The sequence below is a fragment of the uncultured Gilliamella sp. genome (assembly GCA_945271295.1).
GTDB lineage: Bacteria > Pseudomonadota > Gammaproteobacteria > Enterobacterales > Orbaceae > Gilliamella.
The window spans coordinates 182,387-200,856 of sequence record CALYPG010000002.1; the positions used below are offsets into that span (position 1 = coordinate 182,387).

General features: G+C 36.6%; 12 protein-coding genes. 4 read left to right on the top strand and 8 right to left on the bottom strand.

Annotated elements, in window-relative coordinates; genetic code table 11:
* Window positions 1–8: 8 nt before the first annotated feature.
* Together Q0K76_RS02280 and lysA are read right to left on the bottom strand one after the other, a co-directional pair.
* Window positions 9–1,418, bottom strand: a complete 1,410-nt coding sequence (locus Q0K76_RS02280) for an APC family permease (RefSeq protein ID WP_294610668.1) — start codon at window positions 1,416–1,418, stop codon at window positions 9–11.
* Between the two features lie 54 nt (window positions 1,419–1,472).
* Window positions 1,473–2,870: a diaminopimelate decarboxylase gene (gene lysA, locus Q0K76_RS02285; RefSeq protein WP_294610671.1), complete on the bottom strand. Its 1,398-nt coding sequence runs from the start codon at window positions 2,868–2,870 to the stop codon at window positions 1,473–1,475.
* A gap of 259 nt (window positions 2,871–3,129) precedes the next feature.
* Between lysA and Q0K76_RS02290 the strand changes: the two genes are divergently transcribed.
* Entirely contained in the window at window positions 3,130–4,566 is a 1,437-nt protein-coding gene (locus Q0K76_RS02290; protein WP_294610674.1) for a sigma 54-interacting transcriptional regulator, read from the top strand.
* 17 nt (window positions 4,567–4,583) lie between these two features.
* On the opposite strand, the gene Q0K76_RS02295 is transcribed toward Q0K76_RS02290, so the two are convergent.
* Window positions 4,584–5,768, bottom strand: a complete 1,185-nt coding sequence (locus tag Q0K76_RS02295; protein ID WP_294610677.1) for an NAD(P)/FAD-dependent oxidoreductase — start codon at window positions 5,766–5,768, stop codon at window positions 4,584–4,586.
* Window positions 5,769–6,131: 363 nt separating this feature from the next.
* Between Q0K76_RS02295 and gltB the strand changes: the two genes are divergently transcribed.
* Entirely contained in the window at window positions 6,132–10,589 is a 4,458-nt protein-coding gene (gltB, locus tag Q0K76_RS02300) for a glutamate synthase large subunit (protein WP_294610680.1), read from the top strand.
* A gap of 13 nt (window positions 10,590–10,602) precedes the next feature.
* Window positions 10,603–12,015 carry an FAD-dependent oxidoreductase gene (locus Q0K76_RS02305; protein ID WP_294610682.1) on the top strand — a complete coding sequence of 471 codons (1,413 nt, stop codon included), beginning with the start codon at window positions 10,603–10,605 and terminating at the stop codon, window positions 12,013–12,015.
* A 96-nt stretch (window positions 12,016–12,111) separates the two neighbouring features.
* Here Q0K76_RS02305 and Q0K76_RS02310 read toward each other — a convergent pair whose 3' ends face one another.
* The 3 genes from Q0K76_RS02310 to mazG are packed head-to-tail and all read right to left on the bottom strand — an operon-like array spanning window position 12,112 to window position 14,087.
* Window positions 12,112–12,804, bottom strand: a complete 693-nt coding sequence (locus Q0K76_RS02310; protein ID WP_294610684.1) for a glutathione S-transferase — start codon at window positions 12,802–12,804, stop codon at window positions 12,112–12,114.
* A 46-nt stretch (window positions 12,805–12,850) separates the two neighbouring features.
* Complete coding sequence (locus tag Q0K76_RS02315; protein ID WP_294610687.1) at window positions 12,851–13,291, bottom strand: hypothetical protein; 441 nt, start codon at window positions 13,289–13,291, stop codon at window positions 12,851–12,853.
* Window positions 13,284–14,087 carry a nucleoside triphosphate pyrophosphohydrolase gene (mazG, locus tag Q0K76_RS02320; protein ID WP_294610690.1) on the bottom strand — a complete coding sequence of 268 codons (804 nt, stop codon included), beginning with the start codon at window positions 14,085–14,087 and terminating at the stop codon, window positions 13,284–13,286. Before mazG ends, Q0K76_RS02315 begins: the two co-directional genes overlap by 8 nt.
* A 219-nt stretch (window positions 14,088–14,306) precedes the next feature.
* On the opposite strand from mazG, the gene Q0K76_RS02325 reads away from it, so the two are divergent.
* Window positions 14,307–16,319, top strand: coding sequence for an oligopeptide transporter, OPT family (locus Q0K76_RS02325; protein ID WP_294610693.1), 2,013 nt, complete (start codon window positions 14,307–14,309; stop codon window positions 16,317–16,319).
* A 48-nt stretch (window positions 16,320–16,367) separates the two neighbouring features.
* On the opposite strand, the gene Q0K76_RS02330 is transcribed toward Q0K76_RS02325, so the two are convergent.
* Together Q0K76_RS02330 and garR are read right to left on the bottom strand one after the other, a co-directional pair.
* Window positions 16,368–17,525, bottom strand: coding sequence for a glycerate kinase (locus Q0K76_RS02330; RefSeq protein ID WP_294610696.1), 1,158 nt, complete (start codon window positions 17,523–17,525; stop codon window positions 16,368–16,370).
* A 63-nt stretch (window positions 17,526–17,588) separates the two neighbouring features.
* Entirely contained in the window at window positions 17,589–18,470 is an 882-nt protein-coding gene (garR, locus tag Q0K76_RS02335) for a 2-hydroxy-3-oxopropionate reductase (RefSeq protein ID WP_294610698.1), read from the bottom strand.

The window sequence follows — 18,470 nt, forward strand, 5'->3', positions numbered from 1 at the left end:
ATATTTTATTATTGTTGTAGACGATTGCGTTTTTGGGCACGATGGTATATCCATTCAGCTAACCCAATAGCAAGTACCGCACCACCAACAATTTTAGCAATATATTCTGCATATCCACCCATATCAATTTGCGCAGGTGGAATAAAGACTAATATCACTGCAAATAGAGTCGATAAGAATCCTAAGCCAGGTAACACAATCGGCATTACTTTACCTGGAATTTTGAAACTACGTGGTACATCTGGTTGAGTAATACGTAAACGATAATAAGCAATAAACATCACCAAATATGGAATAAAATAACAGATGGTTGTTAACGCCGTTAACATCCAATAAGCTGCAGCAATACTTGGTGATACAAAAGTTGAAAAACATAAAACCGTTACAATAATTGCTTGGATAATCAACGCAAAAGCAGGCGTTTTATAAACTGGATGTAAACGACCAATTCGCTCGCCAAGTAAATTATCTTCTTTAGATGCCTCTTGTAGCATATAGATAGGGCCAACTAACCATGAATTGATTTGCCCTAACGCACCAAAAAATAGACAGATTGCCATAACAGGTAATAACCAAGGCATATGTAATTCATTAGCAGCAGCTTCCATAGCCTGCATGACACCCGCAACAATATCAGTATCTTGAGCAGGTAATAAGGTGTTAATTGCCCATGAACCAATCATATAAATACCCACAATTACAATTGCTGATACTGCCATTGCTTTAGGGAAATCGCGCTGTGGATTACGAGTACGCCCAGCTATCATTGGTGCAACTTCAAGTCCAGCAAAAGCAAACATCATACTAGATAAAAATACAATTGTATCCCAACTACTTAAATCAGGGATCCAATCACTAACATGACTATAATCAGTTGCCATTGGGTGACCAGTTAATAACCAAACTACGGCTAAGACGATAATAATTGCTGCTGGGATAAATACCCCAAGCCATGCACTTACACTATTAATAATCTTGGTCCATTGCATGCCTTTAATATTCATCAATGTTAAAATCCAAAAGACAATCATGGAACCGACACCAATAAATACTTGATTCTGAGCTAACTCTGCACTAAACATATAGCCAATTGCGGTAAAGCCAAATTGCAACATTAGTGGAAAGAAAAGTACACAAGAAAATAAAAAACAAACTACTACTATCCAACCAATACGTTTACCAAATGCTTCTTTTACCCATACAAAAATCCCACCATCTTTTGGCCAACCAGTTGAAAGCTCACCACAGACCATGGCTAAAGGGAAGAAAAGACAAAATGCAGCAATTAGCCAAAGCAACATTGCTGACGCCCCATAAGGAGCCACATTAGGAATTTGCCGTAAACTCAATATCGCAATGACATTCATAAACACAATGTCTTTAATACCAAGTAAACTTGAATCTTTAGAATCACTCATAATTAACCTCAGATTATAATATCTGGAGCTTTTAGTGCTCCAGATAGTTCATGATTAATACAGGTCGTATCCAACCATATCTTCGTAAGTATCTTCACGGCGAATCAATCGATCTTCACCTTTTTTATCGATCATCACAACAGCTGTGCGAGGGCGATTGTTATACACGGTTTGACTTTCGATGGTGTAAGCACCCGCATCAAGGAAAGCCACAATATCACCAATTTGTGTATCTTTAGGCATTAAGAATTCTTCACCTTTAACACCAACATGGTAATAGTCACCACCATCACATAACGGTCCGGCTAATTTGATATATTCATCATGTGCTTCATTGATTTTTGACGCATTATAGACATAGAAGAACCAATCAAAATGTTGACTGTCAGACAATACACTATAACCAGCATCAACAAATTTCCATTCAACATGTTCTTCAACGTTACCATCTAAATCGTAATTAGTTTTACGTTTTTCACAGGCAACTTCGGTTACCAAAACACCTGCTGAACCAGTTACTTTACGGCCAGGTTCAATACAGATTTCAACATCAGTACGCCATTTGTGTACTTCACTAATTACTGCATCAGCAAAGTCTTGTGCCGTAATACCTGCGTACATGTTGTCTTGTAATGGATTACCATTTTCTTCGTCATATTTATATGGTACTGGAATACCACCACCAACGTTGATTAAATCAAATTTAATGCCAAGTACTTCTTCTAAACGGCGTGATTCATCAACTAGTACTTTCGTTGCTTTAGCAAAAGGCTCTGATTCAGGAACTTGATCCCCTACATGCATGTGTAAACCACGTAAATGTACATAAGGCATTTTAAGAATACGGCGGCAAGTTTCTTCCGCTTGTTCTAAATCGATACCTGATTTAGCATGGTATGCAGTTACTAATTCTGCATGTGTTGCCGATGGCACATTTGGTTCTACGCGCACACAAACATTAGCAACTTTCTTCAAGCGAGTTGAAATTTCATCAATAATATCAAGTTCATAAAGACTATCGACATTGATAATGTAAAGATCATTTTGGATAGCAAACTCTAAATCTACTGGTTTTTTAACTACACCATTAAACACAATTTGGCTACCACTAAAACCAATATCTAAACATTTACGGACTTCATACATTGAGTTAGCTTCTGCATAGATACCCGCATCTTTAATTGCTTTTAATACACCCATAACTGAACAGGTTTTTGAAGCATAAAAAATCTTAGTGTTAGGATGTGCTTTAAATGCATCTTTAATTTCTTGCACATTACGATCAATTTCTTTTTCAGAAAAAACATAAAAAGGAGTTGGATATTTTTTAGCTAATTGTTCCAAATTAACGCCATCAAAACATAATTTACCGTTTTCGGCACTGAAACGGCGATCTTTTGTTATAAGATCTGTGCGTAATTTGTTATAATTTGACATAATTGTGTCGGACATATGACCTCCAGTTAATTAGTACATAAAAAACAAGTAAAAAGATTTCTCACTACAATGCAAGCTGCATGCCAACTTAAAAAATACAAATAATCAATTAATTAACAAAATAATTACAAAATTAATATTAGTCATTTAGTAAAAAAACTGTTTTTATGACGGATGTTTGTCATTATTGCCAGCTATAGATGAAAGATATTCAACTTAATTAGAAATAAGCTAAATTTAATAAACAAGCCAAATTTTAAAAGGTACTAATAGCATGATAATTGATCCAGAATTATTACAAGCTTTGGAAATTTTCAAACATTTTTTTGATTTAATACATCAGCCAATGGCTATTATAGATAAAGAAGGTAAATATATTTATTACAATCAGGAAAGCGCAGATCTTGATGGTTTTCCTCAGGAACAAGCCATTGGAAAGCCAATGCTTAAAGTTTATCCTAATTTAAAAAAAGAAGATAGTACTATGTTGCAAGCTTTACAATACGGTAAAGAATATCAAAGTAATTACCAGTCCTATTATAATCATGTTGGGAAAATTGTCGATTATTTGCACACCACCGTCCCCCTTTACAATAATAAAAATGAGATTATTGGTGCTGTAGAGATTGGTAAAGACTTATCAACAGTTAGGCAACTTCAAGATCAGGTATTTAAGCTTAATAGCAAATTATATCAAAATAAAGAGCAACCCTTACCAGACATTGTTTTTGCATCTAAAAAAATGCAAGACGTTATTGATCAAACCAATATATTAGGCGCTAATGATGTACCCGTTTTAATCGTGGGTGAAACCGGAACGGGTAAAGAGCTCTTTGCTCGTTTAATCCATCAAACTAGCCAGCGGCGTGATAAAGCCTTTATTTCTCTAAATTGTGGAGCACTGCCAACAACACTGATTGAAAGTACGTTGTTTGGCACTGTTAAAGGCGCTTTTACGGGTGCGGAAAATCGTCAAGGGTATCTAGCACTAGCCAATGGAGGAACATTGTTTTTGGATGAACTCAATGCGATGCCTCTGGAAATGCAAAGTAAATTATTACGGTTTTTACAAGAAAAAACCTACTGGCAATTAGGTGGCAATAAAGAACAACATTCTGATGTGCGTATTGTTGCGGCTATGAATCAGTCCCCTGCTGAACTTTTAAATAGTGGCAAAATGCGCAGCGATCTGTTTTATCGATTGAATGTTGGTTTAATCAAGCTACCCGCATTACGAGAAAGGGCCGAAGATATTCCAGTATTGGCAAGGTATTTTATTGATAAACATAAAAATGATGTCAATGTCGTAATTAGTGGCATCAGCGATCATGCACTACAACAATTAATGGCAACACCTTGGCCGGGTAATGTACGTATGTTAGAAAATGCAATAGTACGCAGTATGGTGTTACAAAGTGAACCGGGAGAATTACAACATATCACACTTGATGATGAGTTGTTTGATATCAATAGTCCTTATCCACAAAATGAAGTTAGTCATAAACCCGAAAAACCAGTAATCAATTATTCTAACAATAGTGATAATTTAACCGAACAAGTTGAAAATTACGAACGACAACTTATCATTGATGCCCTAAATCAAGCTAATGGCAAAATTATTGCAGCAGCTAAATTATTAAATATTTCTCGTACAACTTTGCAATATAAAGTAAAAAAATACAATATTCAGTTAGGTGTACTTGGTAGTTAGTAAAATGACACCAACAGTTATGCCGTAATCGCATCAGCACAAGCAAAAGCACTGCTCCAGGCCCATTGGAAATTGTAACCACCTAACCAACCTGACACATCTACAACCTCACCAATAAAATAGAGGTTGGGTTGTGTTTTTGCTTGCATCGTTTTTGATGATAAGGCATCAGTACTCACGCCACCTAATGTCACTTCGGCAGTACGATACCCTTCAGTGCCATTAGGAGTAATACACCATTGAGATAAAGCCTGATAAAGTGCTTGTTGTTGCTTACTATTAAGTTGCTTTACAGGTAGATCAGGAATAATGTTAAGTTGAATTAACACATCAACAAGCCGTTTAGGTAAAATTTGTGCTAAACAATTTTTAAGCGTTTGATTTCGATTGTTTTCAAGTAATGGGTGAAATTGAGCTGCAAATGACCAATCCGGCAACAAATTAATGATAATTGATTCACCTGCTTGCCAGTAACTAGAAATTTGTAAAATTGCTGGCCCGGAAAGTCCTCGATGAGTAAACAGTAGATTTTCTTTAAAACTAATTTTTGTGTTAGATACTTCAACCGGGATCGCTATTCCAGATAAAGTAACTAAAACATCTAGTAAAGGTTTATGTAAAGTAAACGGCACTAATCCAGCTCTAACTGGTACGACAGGTATAGCAAATTTTTCAGCTATTTTATAACCAATTGACGTCATGCCGAGTGCTGGCATAGATAAACCACCCGTTGCCACTATAACCTTATCACTGTCAATAACGCCTTGTGAAGTATATAATTTGAATTGCTGATTATAGGACTCAATATTCTCAACTTGAGTTTGCAATTTAAATTTAACTGTCCCTTTTTGGCACTCATTAACTAACATATCAACAATGTCTTGTGCTGAATTATCACAAAACAGCTGACCATGATCTTTTTCGTGATAAGCAATATGATATTGATTAACTAATTGCATAAAATCCCATTGCGTAAAACGTTTTAAAGCAGATTTACAGAAATGTGGATTTTGAGATAAATAATTGACGGCACTAATATCAAGATTAGTAAAATTACATTTACCACCACCTGACATTAAAATTTTACGTCCGACTTTTTTACCATTATCAACGACCGTCACATCATAACCTTTCTGCCCTAGTAATCCAGCACAAAAAAGCCCTGCCGCACCGGCACCAATAATAGTGATTTTAGTTTGCATAATAAATATTTAAAAATAAAAGATGATAGATTATAACAGCATAAATTTGTGCATCCTAATTTGGTGTTTTATACTGAAACGCATACTTAACCTGAAACTTTTTTACAAAGATAAATAATAAATTGATACAAAATATATTTGGGTTATAACTATTATTAAGCTGCACAACATAACAGTAAACTGCATTAATAAGGTATTTACAATTATTAGCTTCATTAATAAGTATAATAGAAGTTATGAAAAGATTGACTTATAAGTAATATTTATTTGACCAAATAACTATTTTTCTTTAATTTCTCTGCCTATAAGGGATAGAAACCAATCCCTACTCCAATAATAAAATTATAAATTAGAGGCAATGATATGTTATATAACCAGCATCATGAAAAAGATAACTGCGGATTTGGTTTAATTGCGCATATTGAAGGGCAACCAAGTCATAAAGTGGTGCGAACTGCTATTCACGGACTTGCCCGAATGCAACACCGTGGAGCAATTTTGTCTGATGGCAAAACCGGCGATGGCTGTGGGCTACTATTACAAAAACCCGATCGATTTTTTAGATTAGTCGCGCAAGAAGCCGGCTGGCGTTTAGCGACTAATTATGCAGTTGGTATGCTTTTTTTAAGTCAAAATGAACAAGAAGCACAAGCAAGCCGCGATATTGTTGAAGAAGAACTGGCTAATGAAACTTTATCGATTCTAGGTTGGCGTGAAGTGCCTATTGATCAAAGTGTATTGGGCGAAATCGCCTTATCCTCACTACCCAAAATCGAACAAGTTTTTGTTAACGCTCCCGCTGGATGGACAAAAATAGATTTAGAACGACGCTTATATATGGTGCGTCGTCGCATTGAAAAAAGAGTTCAAGACGACACATTTTATGTATGTAGCTTTTCAAATCAGGTAAATATCTACAAAGGTCTATGTATGCCTAAGGATTTACCGCGCTTTTATTTAGATTTGGCTGATTTACGTATGGAAACCGCTATTTGCTTATTCCATCAACGTTTTTCTACCAATACCGTACCACGTTGGTCATTAGCTCAACCATTTAGACATTTAGCTCATAATGGCGAAATCAATACTATTGAAGGTAACCGTCAATGGGCCAAAGCTCGGTCATATAAATTCAGAACTCCGCTCATTCCAGATTTACAAGATGCTGCACCTTTTGTCAATGTAACCGGTTCTGACTCAAGTTCATTAGATAATATGCTGGAACTGTTCCTCGTAGGTGGTATGGATATAGTGCGGGCTATGCGATTACTGGTGCCACCAGCTTGGCAAAATAATCCTGACATGAATGAAGATTTACGCGCCTTTTTTGATTTTAATTCAATGCATATGGAACCGTGGGATGGACCGGCCGGTATTGTGCTGTCTGACGGACGTTATGCGGCATGTAATTTAGACCGAAATGGATTACGCCCAGCGCGTTATGTTATTACCACTGACAAACTTATCACTTGTGCATCTGAAATCGGTATTTGGGATTACCAGCCAGACGAAGTGATAACTAAAGGACGAGTAGGGCCCGGTGAATTGCTGGTTATTGATACTGAAGAAGGCCGTATATTACAATCATCTGAAACTGATAATGACTTACAAAAACGGCATCCTTATAAAGAATGGATGAGTAAAAATGTTAAACAACTTATTCCATTTGAAAACTTGCCCGATGAAAATATTGGCTCACGTGATTATGACGATGGCTTATTAGCGACTTATCAAAAACAATTTGGTTATAGCTTTGAAGAGTTGGATCAATGTATTCGTGTACTCGGTGAAAACGGTCAAGAGGCTACTGGCTCAATGGGTGATGATACACCATTTGCGGTATTATCTAGCCGACCTCGCATAATTTATGATTATTTCCGCCAAAAATTTGCTCAAGTAACCAATCCACCTATTGATCCTTTACGTGAAGCACATGTGATGTCACTTTCAACCAGTATTGGACGAGAAATGAATGTGTTTGCAGAAGCAGAAGGACAAGCACATCGTGTGTCATTTAAATATCCAGTACTAGTTTATTCAGATTTACAACAATTAACCGCATTAGAATCACGGTATTACAAATCTGAAACATTAGATATAACTTATGAAATTGATGGTAGCTTACGTGACGCCATTGAACAGCTATGTGGTGATGCAGAAACTAAAGTCCGTAACGGCACAGTATTATTAATTTTATCAGATAAAAATATAGCAGCGGATCGTTTACCCATTCCAGCTCCAATGGCTCTTGGTGCGGTACAACAACGTTTGGTTGAGAAGAATTTGCGTTGTGATGCCAATATAATTGTTGAAACTGGTAGTTGCCGTGACCCACATCAATTTGCAGTGCTCATTGGTTTCGGTGCTACTGCGATTTACCCTTACTTAGCTTATGAAACGCTTGCACAAATGGTAGATAATGGCACAATTAAAAAATCTTACCGCGAGGCCATCCTCAATTACCGCAATGGTATTAATAAAGGCCTATATAAAATCATGTCTAAAATGGGGATTTCTACGGTTGCTTCGTATCGTTGTTCAAAACTGTTTGAAGCGGTTGGCTTACATAACGATGTAGTTAATCTGTGCTTTCAAGGTGTAACAAGTCGTATAAGTGGCGCTAATTTTGATGATTTTTCTCAAGACCAATTTAATCTTTCCCAAAAAGCATGGTTACGACGTAAACCATTAGACCAAGGAGGACTACTTAAATTTGTCCATGGTGGTGAATATCATGCCTATAATCCTGATGTGGTACAAACACTACAAAAAGCCGTTAATAGTGGTAATTATGATGATTATAAACGCTATGTTGATACAGTAAACCATCGCCCTATTGCCACTTTACGTGATTTATTACAATTAAATCCACCACAAAATGCCGCAATTCCATTAGAGCAAGTTGAAAGTGAAGAGTCACTATTCAAACGGTTTGACTCAGCCGCTATGTCAATTGGCGCACTTAGCCCAGAAGCGCATGAATCACTGGCTGAAGCGATGAACACTTTAGGTGGTTTTTCAAATTCCGGTGAAGGTGGTGAAGATCCAGCTCGTTATAACACTATAAAAGTATCTCGTATTAAACAAGTATCATCGGGACGTTTTGGCGTTACTCCTGGATATTTAATGAGTGCTGATGTAATCCAAATCAAAGTAGCTCAAGGAGCAAAACCTGGTGAAGGTGGTCAATTACCGGGTGATAAAGTCACGCCTTATATTGCTAAATTACGCTATTCAGTACCAGGAGTGACACTGATTTCTCCCCCACCTCATCATGACATCTATTCTATTGAGGACTTAGCTCAGCTTATTTTTGATCTTAAACAAATTAATCCGAAAGCGATGATCTCAGTAAAGTTAGCTTCTGAGCCTGGAGTTGGCACTATCGCAACAGGTGTGGCTAAAGCCTATGCCGATTTAATTACTATATGTGGTTATGATGGCGGCACCGGAGCCAGTCCATTAACTTCGGTGAAATATGCCGGTTCACCTTGGGAACTAGGACTAACTGAAACACAACAATCACTAGTTGCCAACGAGCTCCGTCACAAAATACGTTTACAAGTTGATGGCGGTTTAAAAACGGGTATTGATATTATCAAAGCGGCTATTTTAGGCGCTGAAAGCTTTGGTTTTGGAACAGGGCCAATGGTAGCACTAGGTTGTAAATATTTACGTATTTGCCACTTAAATAACTGTGCTACTGGTGTTGCCACTCAAGATGATAAATTACGCAGTGAACACTATCATGGTTTACCAGAAAAGGCCATGAACTACTTCCGTTTTATAGCCCGCAATACGCGTGAAGTAATGGCTGAACTAGGAGTCAGTCGTATTGTTGACCTTATCGGTCGTACTGATTTATTACTAGAATTAGACGGAATTACAGCTAAACAACAAAAATTGAATTTATCGGGATTACTGGAAACCGCTAAACCCGTTGAAGGTAAACCTGTTTATTGTATAGAAGATAATAAACCATTTGATAAAGGCGTACTTAACAAAGAAATTATGACCCAAACCCAAGAATGGGTCGACAATCGGCAAGGTAAAAGTTTCTATTTTGACATTCAAAATACCGATCGCTCCGTGGGTGCCACTTTGTCAGGTTATATTGTTAAAAAATATGGCGATCAAGGTTTAGCGACTGATCCTATCTCATTGAACTTTAACGGTACCGCTGGTCAAAGTTTTGGTGTATGGAATGCCAGTGGTGTTGATTTGATGCTCACAGGAGATGCCAATGACTATGTAGGTAAAGGCATGGCTGGGGGTCGCATTGTTATTCGTCCGCCACTTGGTTCTGCATTTAAAAGCCATGATGCCACTATTGCCGGCAATACCTGTTTATATGGTGCCACAGGAGGCAAACTCTTTGCCGCCGGGCGTGCTGGTGAGCGTTTTGCGGTACGTAATTCTGGCGCAATTAGCGTTGTTGAAGGTATTGGCGATAACGGCTGTGAATATATGACTGGTGGCATTATTTGTGTATTAGGTAAAACGGGGGTGAATTTTGGTGCCGGTATGACGGGTGGATTTGCCTATATTCTCGATGAAGATAGTGATTTTCATAAGCGTATTAATAAAGAACTGGTGGAAATTTTAAATGTCGCCGATCACTCAATTCATGAAGAACATTTACGTGGGTTAATCATGGAACATGCTCAACTTACTCATTCATCACGTGCCGAAGATATTTTGGCTAACTGGGATAATTTTGCTAAAAAGTTTGTTTTAGTCAAACCAAAATCAAGTGATGTCAAAGCATTGTTAGGTCACCGTAGTCGCTCATCAGCAGAACTACGCGTTCAAGCACAGTAAGGAGAACACGAAAATGAGTCAAAATGTGTATCAGTTTATCGATTTACAACGTGTTGATCCACCTAAGAAATCATTAGGCATCCGCAAAATAGAATTTGTCGAAATTTATGAAGGATTTTCTGCTTCACAATCACAAGCACAAGCCGATCGTTGCCTTGCCTGCGGTAATCCCTATTGTGAATGGCGTTGTCCAGTGCATAACTATATTCCCAATTGGTTAAAATTAGTCAATGAAGGTAAAATCTTAGAAGCCGTTGAATTATCTCATCAAACCAATAGTTTGCCCGAAGTGTGTGGTCGTGTTTGCCCACAAGATAGACTTTGTGAAGGGTCTTGTACTCTCAGTGCTGAATTTGGTGCCGTTACTATCGGTAATATTGAACGCTATATTACTGATGAAGCCTTTAAATTAGGTTGGAAACCGAATCTATCTAACGTTGAAAATACTGGTTTAAAAGTGGCAATTATTGGTGCTGGTCCTGCCGGACTTGCTTGTGCCGACGTATTAGTGCGAAATGGTGTTAATCCAGTGGTTTTTGATCGCCATCCTGAAATCGGTGGTCTATTAACATTTGGTATTCCAGCGTTTAAATTAGATAAAGAAGTCTTAATTAACCGTCATCATATTTTTACTGAAATGGGAGTTGAATTCCGGCTTAATACTGAAGTGGGTAAAGAAGTACAATTAGCTGATTTAATTAACGAGTTTGATGCTGTTTTTGTAGGCACTGGTACATACCAATCGATGCGAGCCGGTTTGGAAAATGAAAATGCTACTGGTGTTTATGATGCTTTACCATTTTTAATCGCCAATACCAAACACATTATGCAACATAAACAAACCAAAGATACTCCGTATATCGACATGAAACACAAACGTGTGGTGGTACTTGGTGGTGGTGATACCGCCATGGACTGTGTACGTACATCTATTCGTCAAGGTGCTATTGAAGTTACCTGCGCTTATCGTCGTGATGAAGCCAACATGCCAGGTTCCAAACGAGAAGTCAAAAATGCCAAAGAAGAAGGGGTTCAATTTCAGTTTAATGTACAACCGCTTAGCATTGAAACCAACAATAATGGACAAGTCAGTGGAATAAAGATGGTTAGAACTGAGCTTGGTGAACCTGATGCAAAAGGTCGTCGATCACCTGTGGTCATTGAAGGTTCTGAATTTGTGTTGCCCGCAGATGCAGTTGTTATGGCATTTGGCTTTAAACCACATTCAATGCCATGGTTAGAAGAGCACGGTGTTGATTTTGATCCGCAAGGTCGAATCATTGCACCTGAAATTAAAGGCTATCAAACATCCAATCCGAAAATCTTCGCCGGTGGTGATGCGGTGCGAGGTTCTGATTTAGTGGTTACAGCAATCAGTGAAGGCCGTAAAGCAGCCGAAGGGATTTTAGATTATTTAGAAGTGTAATCTAAAATAACTTGTAAATAATTACTTTATTTCAATAAGTCAAGGAGGAATAGTTCCTCCTTGATTAGAATTGGTTTATACAAATTTATAATTATATCATCTGTGTAAACGATAAGGCTCATCCATAACCACAAAACATTGCTCTTTTAATGCTTCATTTATCCAATCTTTAATCCCTTTTGTATGGCAAATTGTATCAATATAATCAGCTAAAATTGGGCTTGTTTTTATATGATAGTTTTTCAATCTTAGACATATAGGTGCATAAAATCCATCAGCTATACTAAAGTCACCAAACAAATAACTTTGATTTGATGAGTTCGACATCAATAATGAGGATAACAGATCATCTAATAATGTGATTTCATTTTTTACTTCAGAATGATCGCGTAATATTATTTGCCCTACTTCAGGAAACTCAGCTTCAATGTTCATTGGTAAATACTTTCGGATAGCGGGAAAACCTGAATGCATTTTAGCAACTAAACTTCGTGCCACAGCTCTATGTTTAATATCAGTAGGCCATAAAGCTAAATCAGGATGTTTTTCAGCTAAGTATTCGCAAATAGCTAAAGAATCAGTGATCACAAAATCATCATCCATTAAAATCGGTACAGTTCCATACTTTGAAATTGAGGATATTGTTGTCTTAAACAAAGAATCTGCACCAAAATCGTCAAATTTAATTAATTTTTCGTTAAAAGGAATACCGAAATACTTCATTACAACCCACGGTCGCATCGACCATGTGGAGTAATTTTTGTTACCAATATAAAGTGTATAGCTCATATTGGATCCCCTATTAATCAACATTTATAGCACTTTGGTTGTTTTATTATAAATAAACCACATGTGTTCCTTTTTCTGGTTGAAAAGTTGCTTTGCCAAATTCATCTAAGAAATAAGCAATATGATCAGCTTTATCACCAACTAACCGCCCTTTTACTTTATTCCAAGTCATCAGTACAATCATCGCATCTGGCTCACAACAAATCAGCATAGGCTGTTGAAATTCTTCATTCCAATAAAACTCACCACCATATATTTTATGTGCGGTAAGTAATAGATAACAACCATACTCTTGAGCGATCATATTCAGCTGTTCTTCGGGAATACTAAAGTTTTTTTCTGCTAATTCACTCACAATCATTTCGACAACGGTAATACTTTTTTCAGAATAATCGAGTTGATTAATACTCCATGTAGGGCTATGTAAAATTGCATTTTGAGCCCAGGCTTCAATTTCTTGATATAGTTCATTTTTCGGTTCAGTCATTTTTATTCACTTCGCTATTAGATTTAATCAGTTCTGTTTGTTTAACACTTTGCCATGCATCTTCCATTTCTTCAAGTGTTGCGTTTTTTAAAGAATAACCTTTTTCTTTTAATATAAATTCAACTTGCTTAAATCGACGGACAAATTTTTGGTTAGCTTGTTGTAAACAAAGTTCAGACTTAACTTTTAAGTGCCTTGCTAAATTAACTGTGGCAAAAAATAAATCACCTAATTCTTCTTCTATTTTAGATTGCTCTTGAACTGTCTGATTAAGTTCTTGTTCCACCTCATTAAGTTCTTCTTTTACTTTATCTAAAACTGGTTTTAATTCCTGCCAATCAAAACCAACAGCAGCACAACGCTTCTGTATCTTTTCAGCTTTCATCAAAGCTGGAATAGCATTAGGTATATCATCTAATATAGAGAATTGCGCACGCTGATCTCTTTCTTTTTGTTTGAGCTGTTCCCAATTAGGTTTATTTGTTGTTTTATCTGCAAAAACATGGGGATGGCGACTAACTAACTTATCCGCAACTGCTTGACATATATCGTCAAAATTAAATTGCCCTTGCTCATTGGCTAGATCAGCATAAAAAATAATTTGAAACAACAAATCACCCAACTCTTTTTTAAGTTCGGGCATATCCTGTTTATCTATCGCATCTAGAACTTCGTATGTCTCTTCCAAAGTATAAGATTTCAGGGATGCAAAGGTTTGTACACGATCCCACTCACAGCCATTAATTGGATCACGAAGTTGTTTAACAATAGTTTGTAAGCGTAATAATTGGTTCAAGGTATTTTCACAAAGTTTGATATTGAGTCATGCTATTGTAATTTTTTTATACTAAAACTGATATTGTTTTTTTAGGTTAATACTATGATTTGATGAGCGTTTTTAAGTACGAATTACGCAAAAATACATTGAAAAACACGTTTTTACGCATAATTTCTCGCGAAACATGATTAATTAAGTATATAATACTTGCAATCACATTAATTTAATTAAAAAAACATGAATAATTTACGTGAACTTACATTACGTGGCACAATACTCGGAGCTGTTATAACCATAATTTTTACAGCATCAAATGTTTATCTAGGTTTAAAAGTTGGATTAACTTTTTCATCAGCTATTCCAGCAGCTGTTATTTCAATGGCCATATTAAGATTGTTTTCGGGTGCCACAATTTTAGAAAATAATATGGTACAAACTCAGGCTTCTGCTGCCGGTACTTTATCTTCTATCATTTTTGTTCTTCCTGGATTATTAATGATCGGTTATTGGCAAGGTTTCCCATTCTGGCTAACTTTTGCTGTATGTATGGCTGGTGGAATGCTTGGTGTTTTATTTTCAATTCCTTTGCGCCATGTAATGGTAGTAAAAAGTAATCTGCCTTATCCTGAAGGTGTCGCTGCTGCTGAAATTTTAAAAGCTGGTTCAAAAACAGATAATAACGACTCGAATGAAGGACTAAAAGACATTTTATTTGGTGGTATTATTGCATCATTAGTCAGTCTTTTTACGAATGGTTTTCGTGTTTTATCTGATAGTACCGCCTATTGGTTTACTGGGGGAAAATCAATATTTCAATTACCTATGGGATTTTCATTAGCATTACTTAGTGCTGGTTATTTGATTGGCATTATCTCGGGGATAGCTGTATTAATTGGTACAGTTATTGCTTGGGGATTTGGTATCCCGATTTTAAGTGCGCTAAGAGATTATGATACTAGCTTACCGTTATCCAAAATTGCAATGGGCTTTTGGGATAAAGATATCCGTTTTATCGGTGCTGGGACTATTGCTATTGCCGCTATTTGGACACTCATTACCCTAATTAAACCGATGATTGAAGGATTGAAAATTTCTTTTAAAACTTTACGTTCTGATGTATCAGTTAACGATATTGAGCGAACAGAACAAGATTTATCACCTAAAGCTATTTTCTTGATTATGGCTGGCATGCTAATTATTTTGTTAGCAACTTTTTATACCTTTATCTCTGATAGTGGTTTATCTGCTGGTGTTGCTTGGACGTTAGTTTTTTGTGCAGTGTTATTTGCTTTCATTATGGGCTTTTTAGTTGCAGCAGCTTGCGGTTACATGGCCGGATTAGTTGGTTCCTCTGCCAGTCCTATATCAGGTATTGCTATTGTTGCAGTTATAGTAATTTCATTGATTTTACTCGGATTAGGCGAAACAAATGGTATGTTATCTTCGGTTGAAGGTTCCAACTTTGCTACAGCTCTAGCATTATTCACTACCAGTGCAGTATTAGCGATTGCTTGTATTTCGAATGATAATTTACAAGACTTAAAAACTGGATACTTAGTACACGCCACACCTTGGAAACAACAGGTAGCACTATTAATTGGTTGTGTGATCGGTGCAATTGTTATTGCGCCTATTTTAGAAATTTTATATAACGCATATGGTTTTACTGGTGCCCTACCACGTCCTGATATGGATCAATCACAAGTATTAGCCGCACCTCAAGCAACATTAATGACAACTATTGTGAAAGGTATTTTTTCACATCAACTAGATTGGACCATGATTGTTATAGGGCTAGCTTTAGGTGCAGTGATTATTATTATTGATTTATTGCTAGCTAGTAACCGAGCCAAATTCCGTTTACCGGCCTTAGCTGTTGGTTTAGGCATATATTTGCCACCTAGCATTACTATGCCTATTTTCATAGGGTCGCTATTATCCTGGATCATCAAACATTATGCCTTTGTAAAAGCTAAAAAACAAAATCTAAATTCTCAAGTCGAATACAAAAAAGTGGATCGTAAAGCGGCTTTAATCGCATCAGGTTTAATTGTGGGTGAAAGCTTAGTTGGCGTTATTTTAGCTATTGTCATTGTTATTAGCATTACCAATGGTGGTAGTGATGCCCCTCTTGCTATATCAGCTGATTTAGGCATGCTACCACAATATTTAGGTTTATTTGTTTTTATAATTATCTGTTTATTATTTATTCGCAGAGCTTTAACTGCAATAAAAAATAAAGTTAATTAATTATTAAGTTAAAGCTCTTTTTTCCTTTTAATAGATAAAGGGCTTTTTCTAATTATCAACCTTTAAGCTATTGCCTAACTTTAATGCCAAAGCAATATTCATTGCTGAATTATAAAGATTATCTTTTGCTGTTTGTGGATCTAACGCTTCAGATAATGTCGATATTTTAGATAAAATACTGAACATTGCGGTAATACCGTAAGGATAAACTATTTCAGCTTTATCGCCCAGGCTACCAACTATAGCTATGACTGGCTTATTATATTTTTTAGCAATTTTTGCAACACCTATAGGTACTTTTCCACTAACACTTTGATAATCTAAACGCCCTTCACCAGTAATAACTAAATCAGCTTGTTTAATTAAACTATCTAAATTTAGTAGGTTAGTAATAATTTCAATACCTGGCCGTAATTTAGCGTTTAAAAACGCTAATAGTGCCGCACCCATCCCACCTGCTGCTCCTGTTCCGGGTATCTGTTCAATATCTACACAAAGGTTTTGTTTGATTATGTCTGCAAAATGCTTCAAATTTGCATCAAGTAATTTGACATCTTCTGGAGATGCACCTTTTTGTGGTCCAAATATAGCTGAAGCTCCTGTTTCACCAGTTAATGGATTAGTCACATCACATGCTACTTCAAATTCACATAAACTTAAGCGATTATCCATTTGGCTTATATCGATTTTCTCAAGGGTACTTAAAGATTCTCCACCATAACCAATCTGGTTGCCAAATTTATCTAATAGTTTTACGCCTAAAGCCTGTAACATTCCTGCGCCACCATCATTTGTTGCACTTCCACCTATCCCAATGATAAATTTGTTACAACCTTGATCTAACGCATCTTTAATTAACTCACCAGTACCATACGAAGTAGTAATTTTTGCGTTTCGTCGATTTAATGGTACTCGCTCTAATCCACTGGCAGCAGCCATTTCGATAATTGCTGTATTTCCGTCACCCGATATACCATAAAAAGCAGTACCTTTTTCGCCCAACGGGTCGGTAACTGATACGGTAACTTTATGTCCTTTTAATGCATCAACCATTGCATCAACTGTCCCTTCCCCGCCATCAGCTACTGGTACTAATGTATATTTTGCATGAGCACAAACTTTCGAAAATCCAGACTTTATTATATTAGCAACTTCCATGGCACTTAAGCTTTCCTTAAAAGAATCAGGGGCAATGACAATCTTCATACATTTCCTTACAAAATCAGCTAATGTTATTGAGTATGTTTCCATACTCAATATAATTAATTATTATTTAATTTCTATTTTTGCTAATGCTTCGTAATAACGAGCTAATGCGCTATGATCACATCCTCCCATGCCATCAGTTTTAAGTGCTTGCATCATTTCCATCACAATTGCTGTTAGTGGTAATGAAGTCCCAACACCATGAGAAGTATCTAGTGCATTTTGCAGATCTTTTATATGTAAATCAATTTTAAATCCTGGTTTAAAATTGCGATTTAACACCATTGGTGCTTTCGCATCTAAAACAGTACTACCAGCAAGCCCACCACGAATAGCTTGATAAACTAATTCCGGATCCACTCCAGCTTTAGTTGCCAATACTAATGCTTCAGACATGGCAGCGATATTAAGTGCCACAATAACTTGATTTGCTAGTTTTGTGACATTACCAGCTCCAATATCACCAGTATAAACCACAGAACCAGCCATTGCTTTCATCAAATCATAATGTTTGTCAAAAATAGCTTTATTCCCACCAACCATAACTGATAATGTTCCATCAATTGCTTTAGGTTCACCACCACTTACTGGAGCATCTAACATATTTAAGCCTTTTTTCGCTAATTCATCATGAATTTCGCGACTGGCTAATGGCGCAATAGAACTCATATCAATAAGAGTAGTGCCCGTTTTAGCACCTTCAACAACACCATTTTCACCTAAAACAACTTCTTTAACATGTGGTGAGTTAGGTAACATGGTTATTATAACATCACAAAGTTTAGCCACTTCTTTTGCATTTAGTGCACTTTGCGCACCCGCGGCCACGACTTCGTCAACAGAGGCTTGATTTTTGTCACAAACTACCAGCGAGTAACCTGCTTTTAACAAGTTTTTACTCATCGGTTTACCCATAATACCTAAACCAATAAAACCAATTTTCAT

Bases quoted from the DNA above. Each gene is read 5' to 3' on its own strand.
- Q0K76_RS02280 (WP_294610668.1), bottom strand. From the start codon at position 1,418: ATGAGTGATTCTAAAGATTCAAGTTTACTTGGTATTAAAGACATTGTG.
- lysA (WP_294610671.1), bottom strand. From the start codon at position 2,870: ATGTCCGACACAATTATGTCAAATTATAACAAATTACGCACAGATCTT.
- Q0K76_RS02290 (WP_294610674.1), top strand. From the start codon at position 3,130: ATGATAATTGATCCAGAATTATTACAAGCTTTGGAAATTTTCAAACAT.
- Q0K76_RS02295 (WP_294610677.1), bottom strand. From the start codon at position 5,768: ATGCAAACTAAAATCACTATTATTGGTGCCGGTGCGGCAGGGCTTTTT.
- gltB (WP_294610680.1), top strand. From the start codon at position 6,132: ATGTTATATAACCAGCATCATGAAAAAGATAACTGCGGATTTGGTTTA.
- Q0K76_RS02305 (WP_294610682.1), top strand. From the start codon at position 10,603: ATGAGTCAAAATGTGTATCAGTTTATCGATTTACAACGTGTTGATCCA.
- Q0K76_RS02310 (WP_294610684.1), bottom strand. From the start codon at position 12,804: ATGAGCTATACACTTTATATTGGTAACAAAAATTACTCCACATGGTCG.
- Q0K76_RS02315 (WP_294610687.1), bottom strand. From the start codon at position 13,291: ATGACTGAACCGAAAAATGAACTATATCAAGAAATTGAAGCCTGGGCT.
- Q0K76_RS02325 (WP_294610693.1), top strand. From the start codon at position 14,307: ATGAATAATTTACGTGAACTTACATTACGTGGCACAATACTCGGAGCT.
- Q0K76_RS02330 (WP_294610696.1), bottom strand. From the start codon at position 17,525: ATGAAGATTGTCATTGCCCCTGATTCTTTTAAGGAAAGCTTAAGTGCC.
- garR (WP_294610698.1), bottom strand. From the start codon at position 18,470: ATGAAAATTGGTTTTATTGGTTTAGGTATTATGGGTAAACCGATGAGT.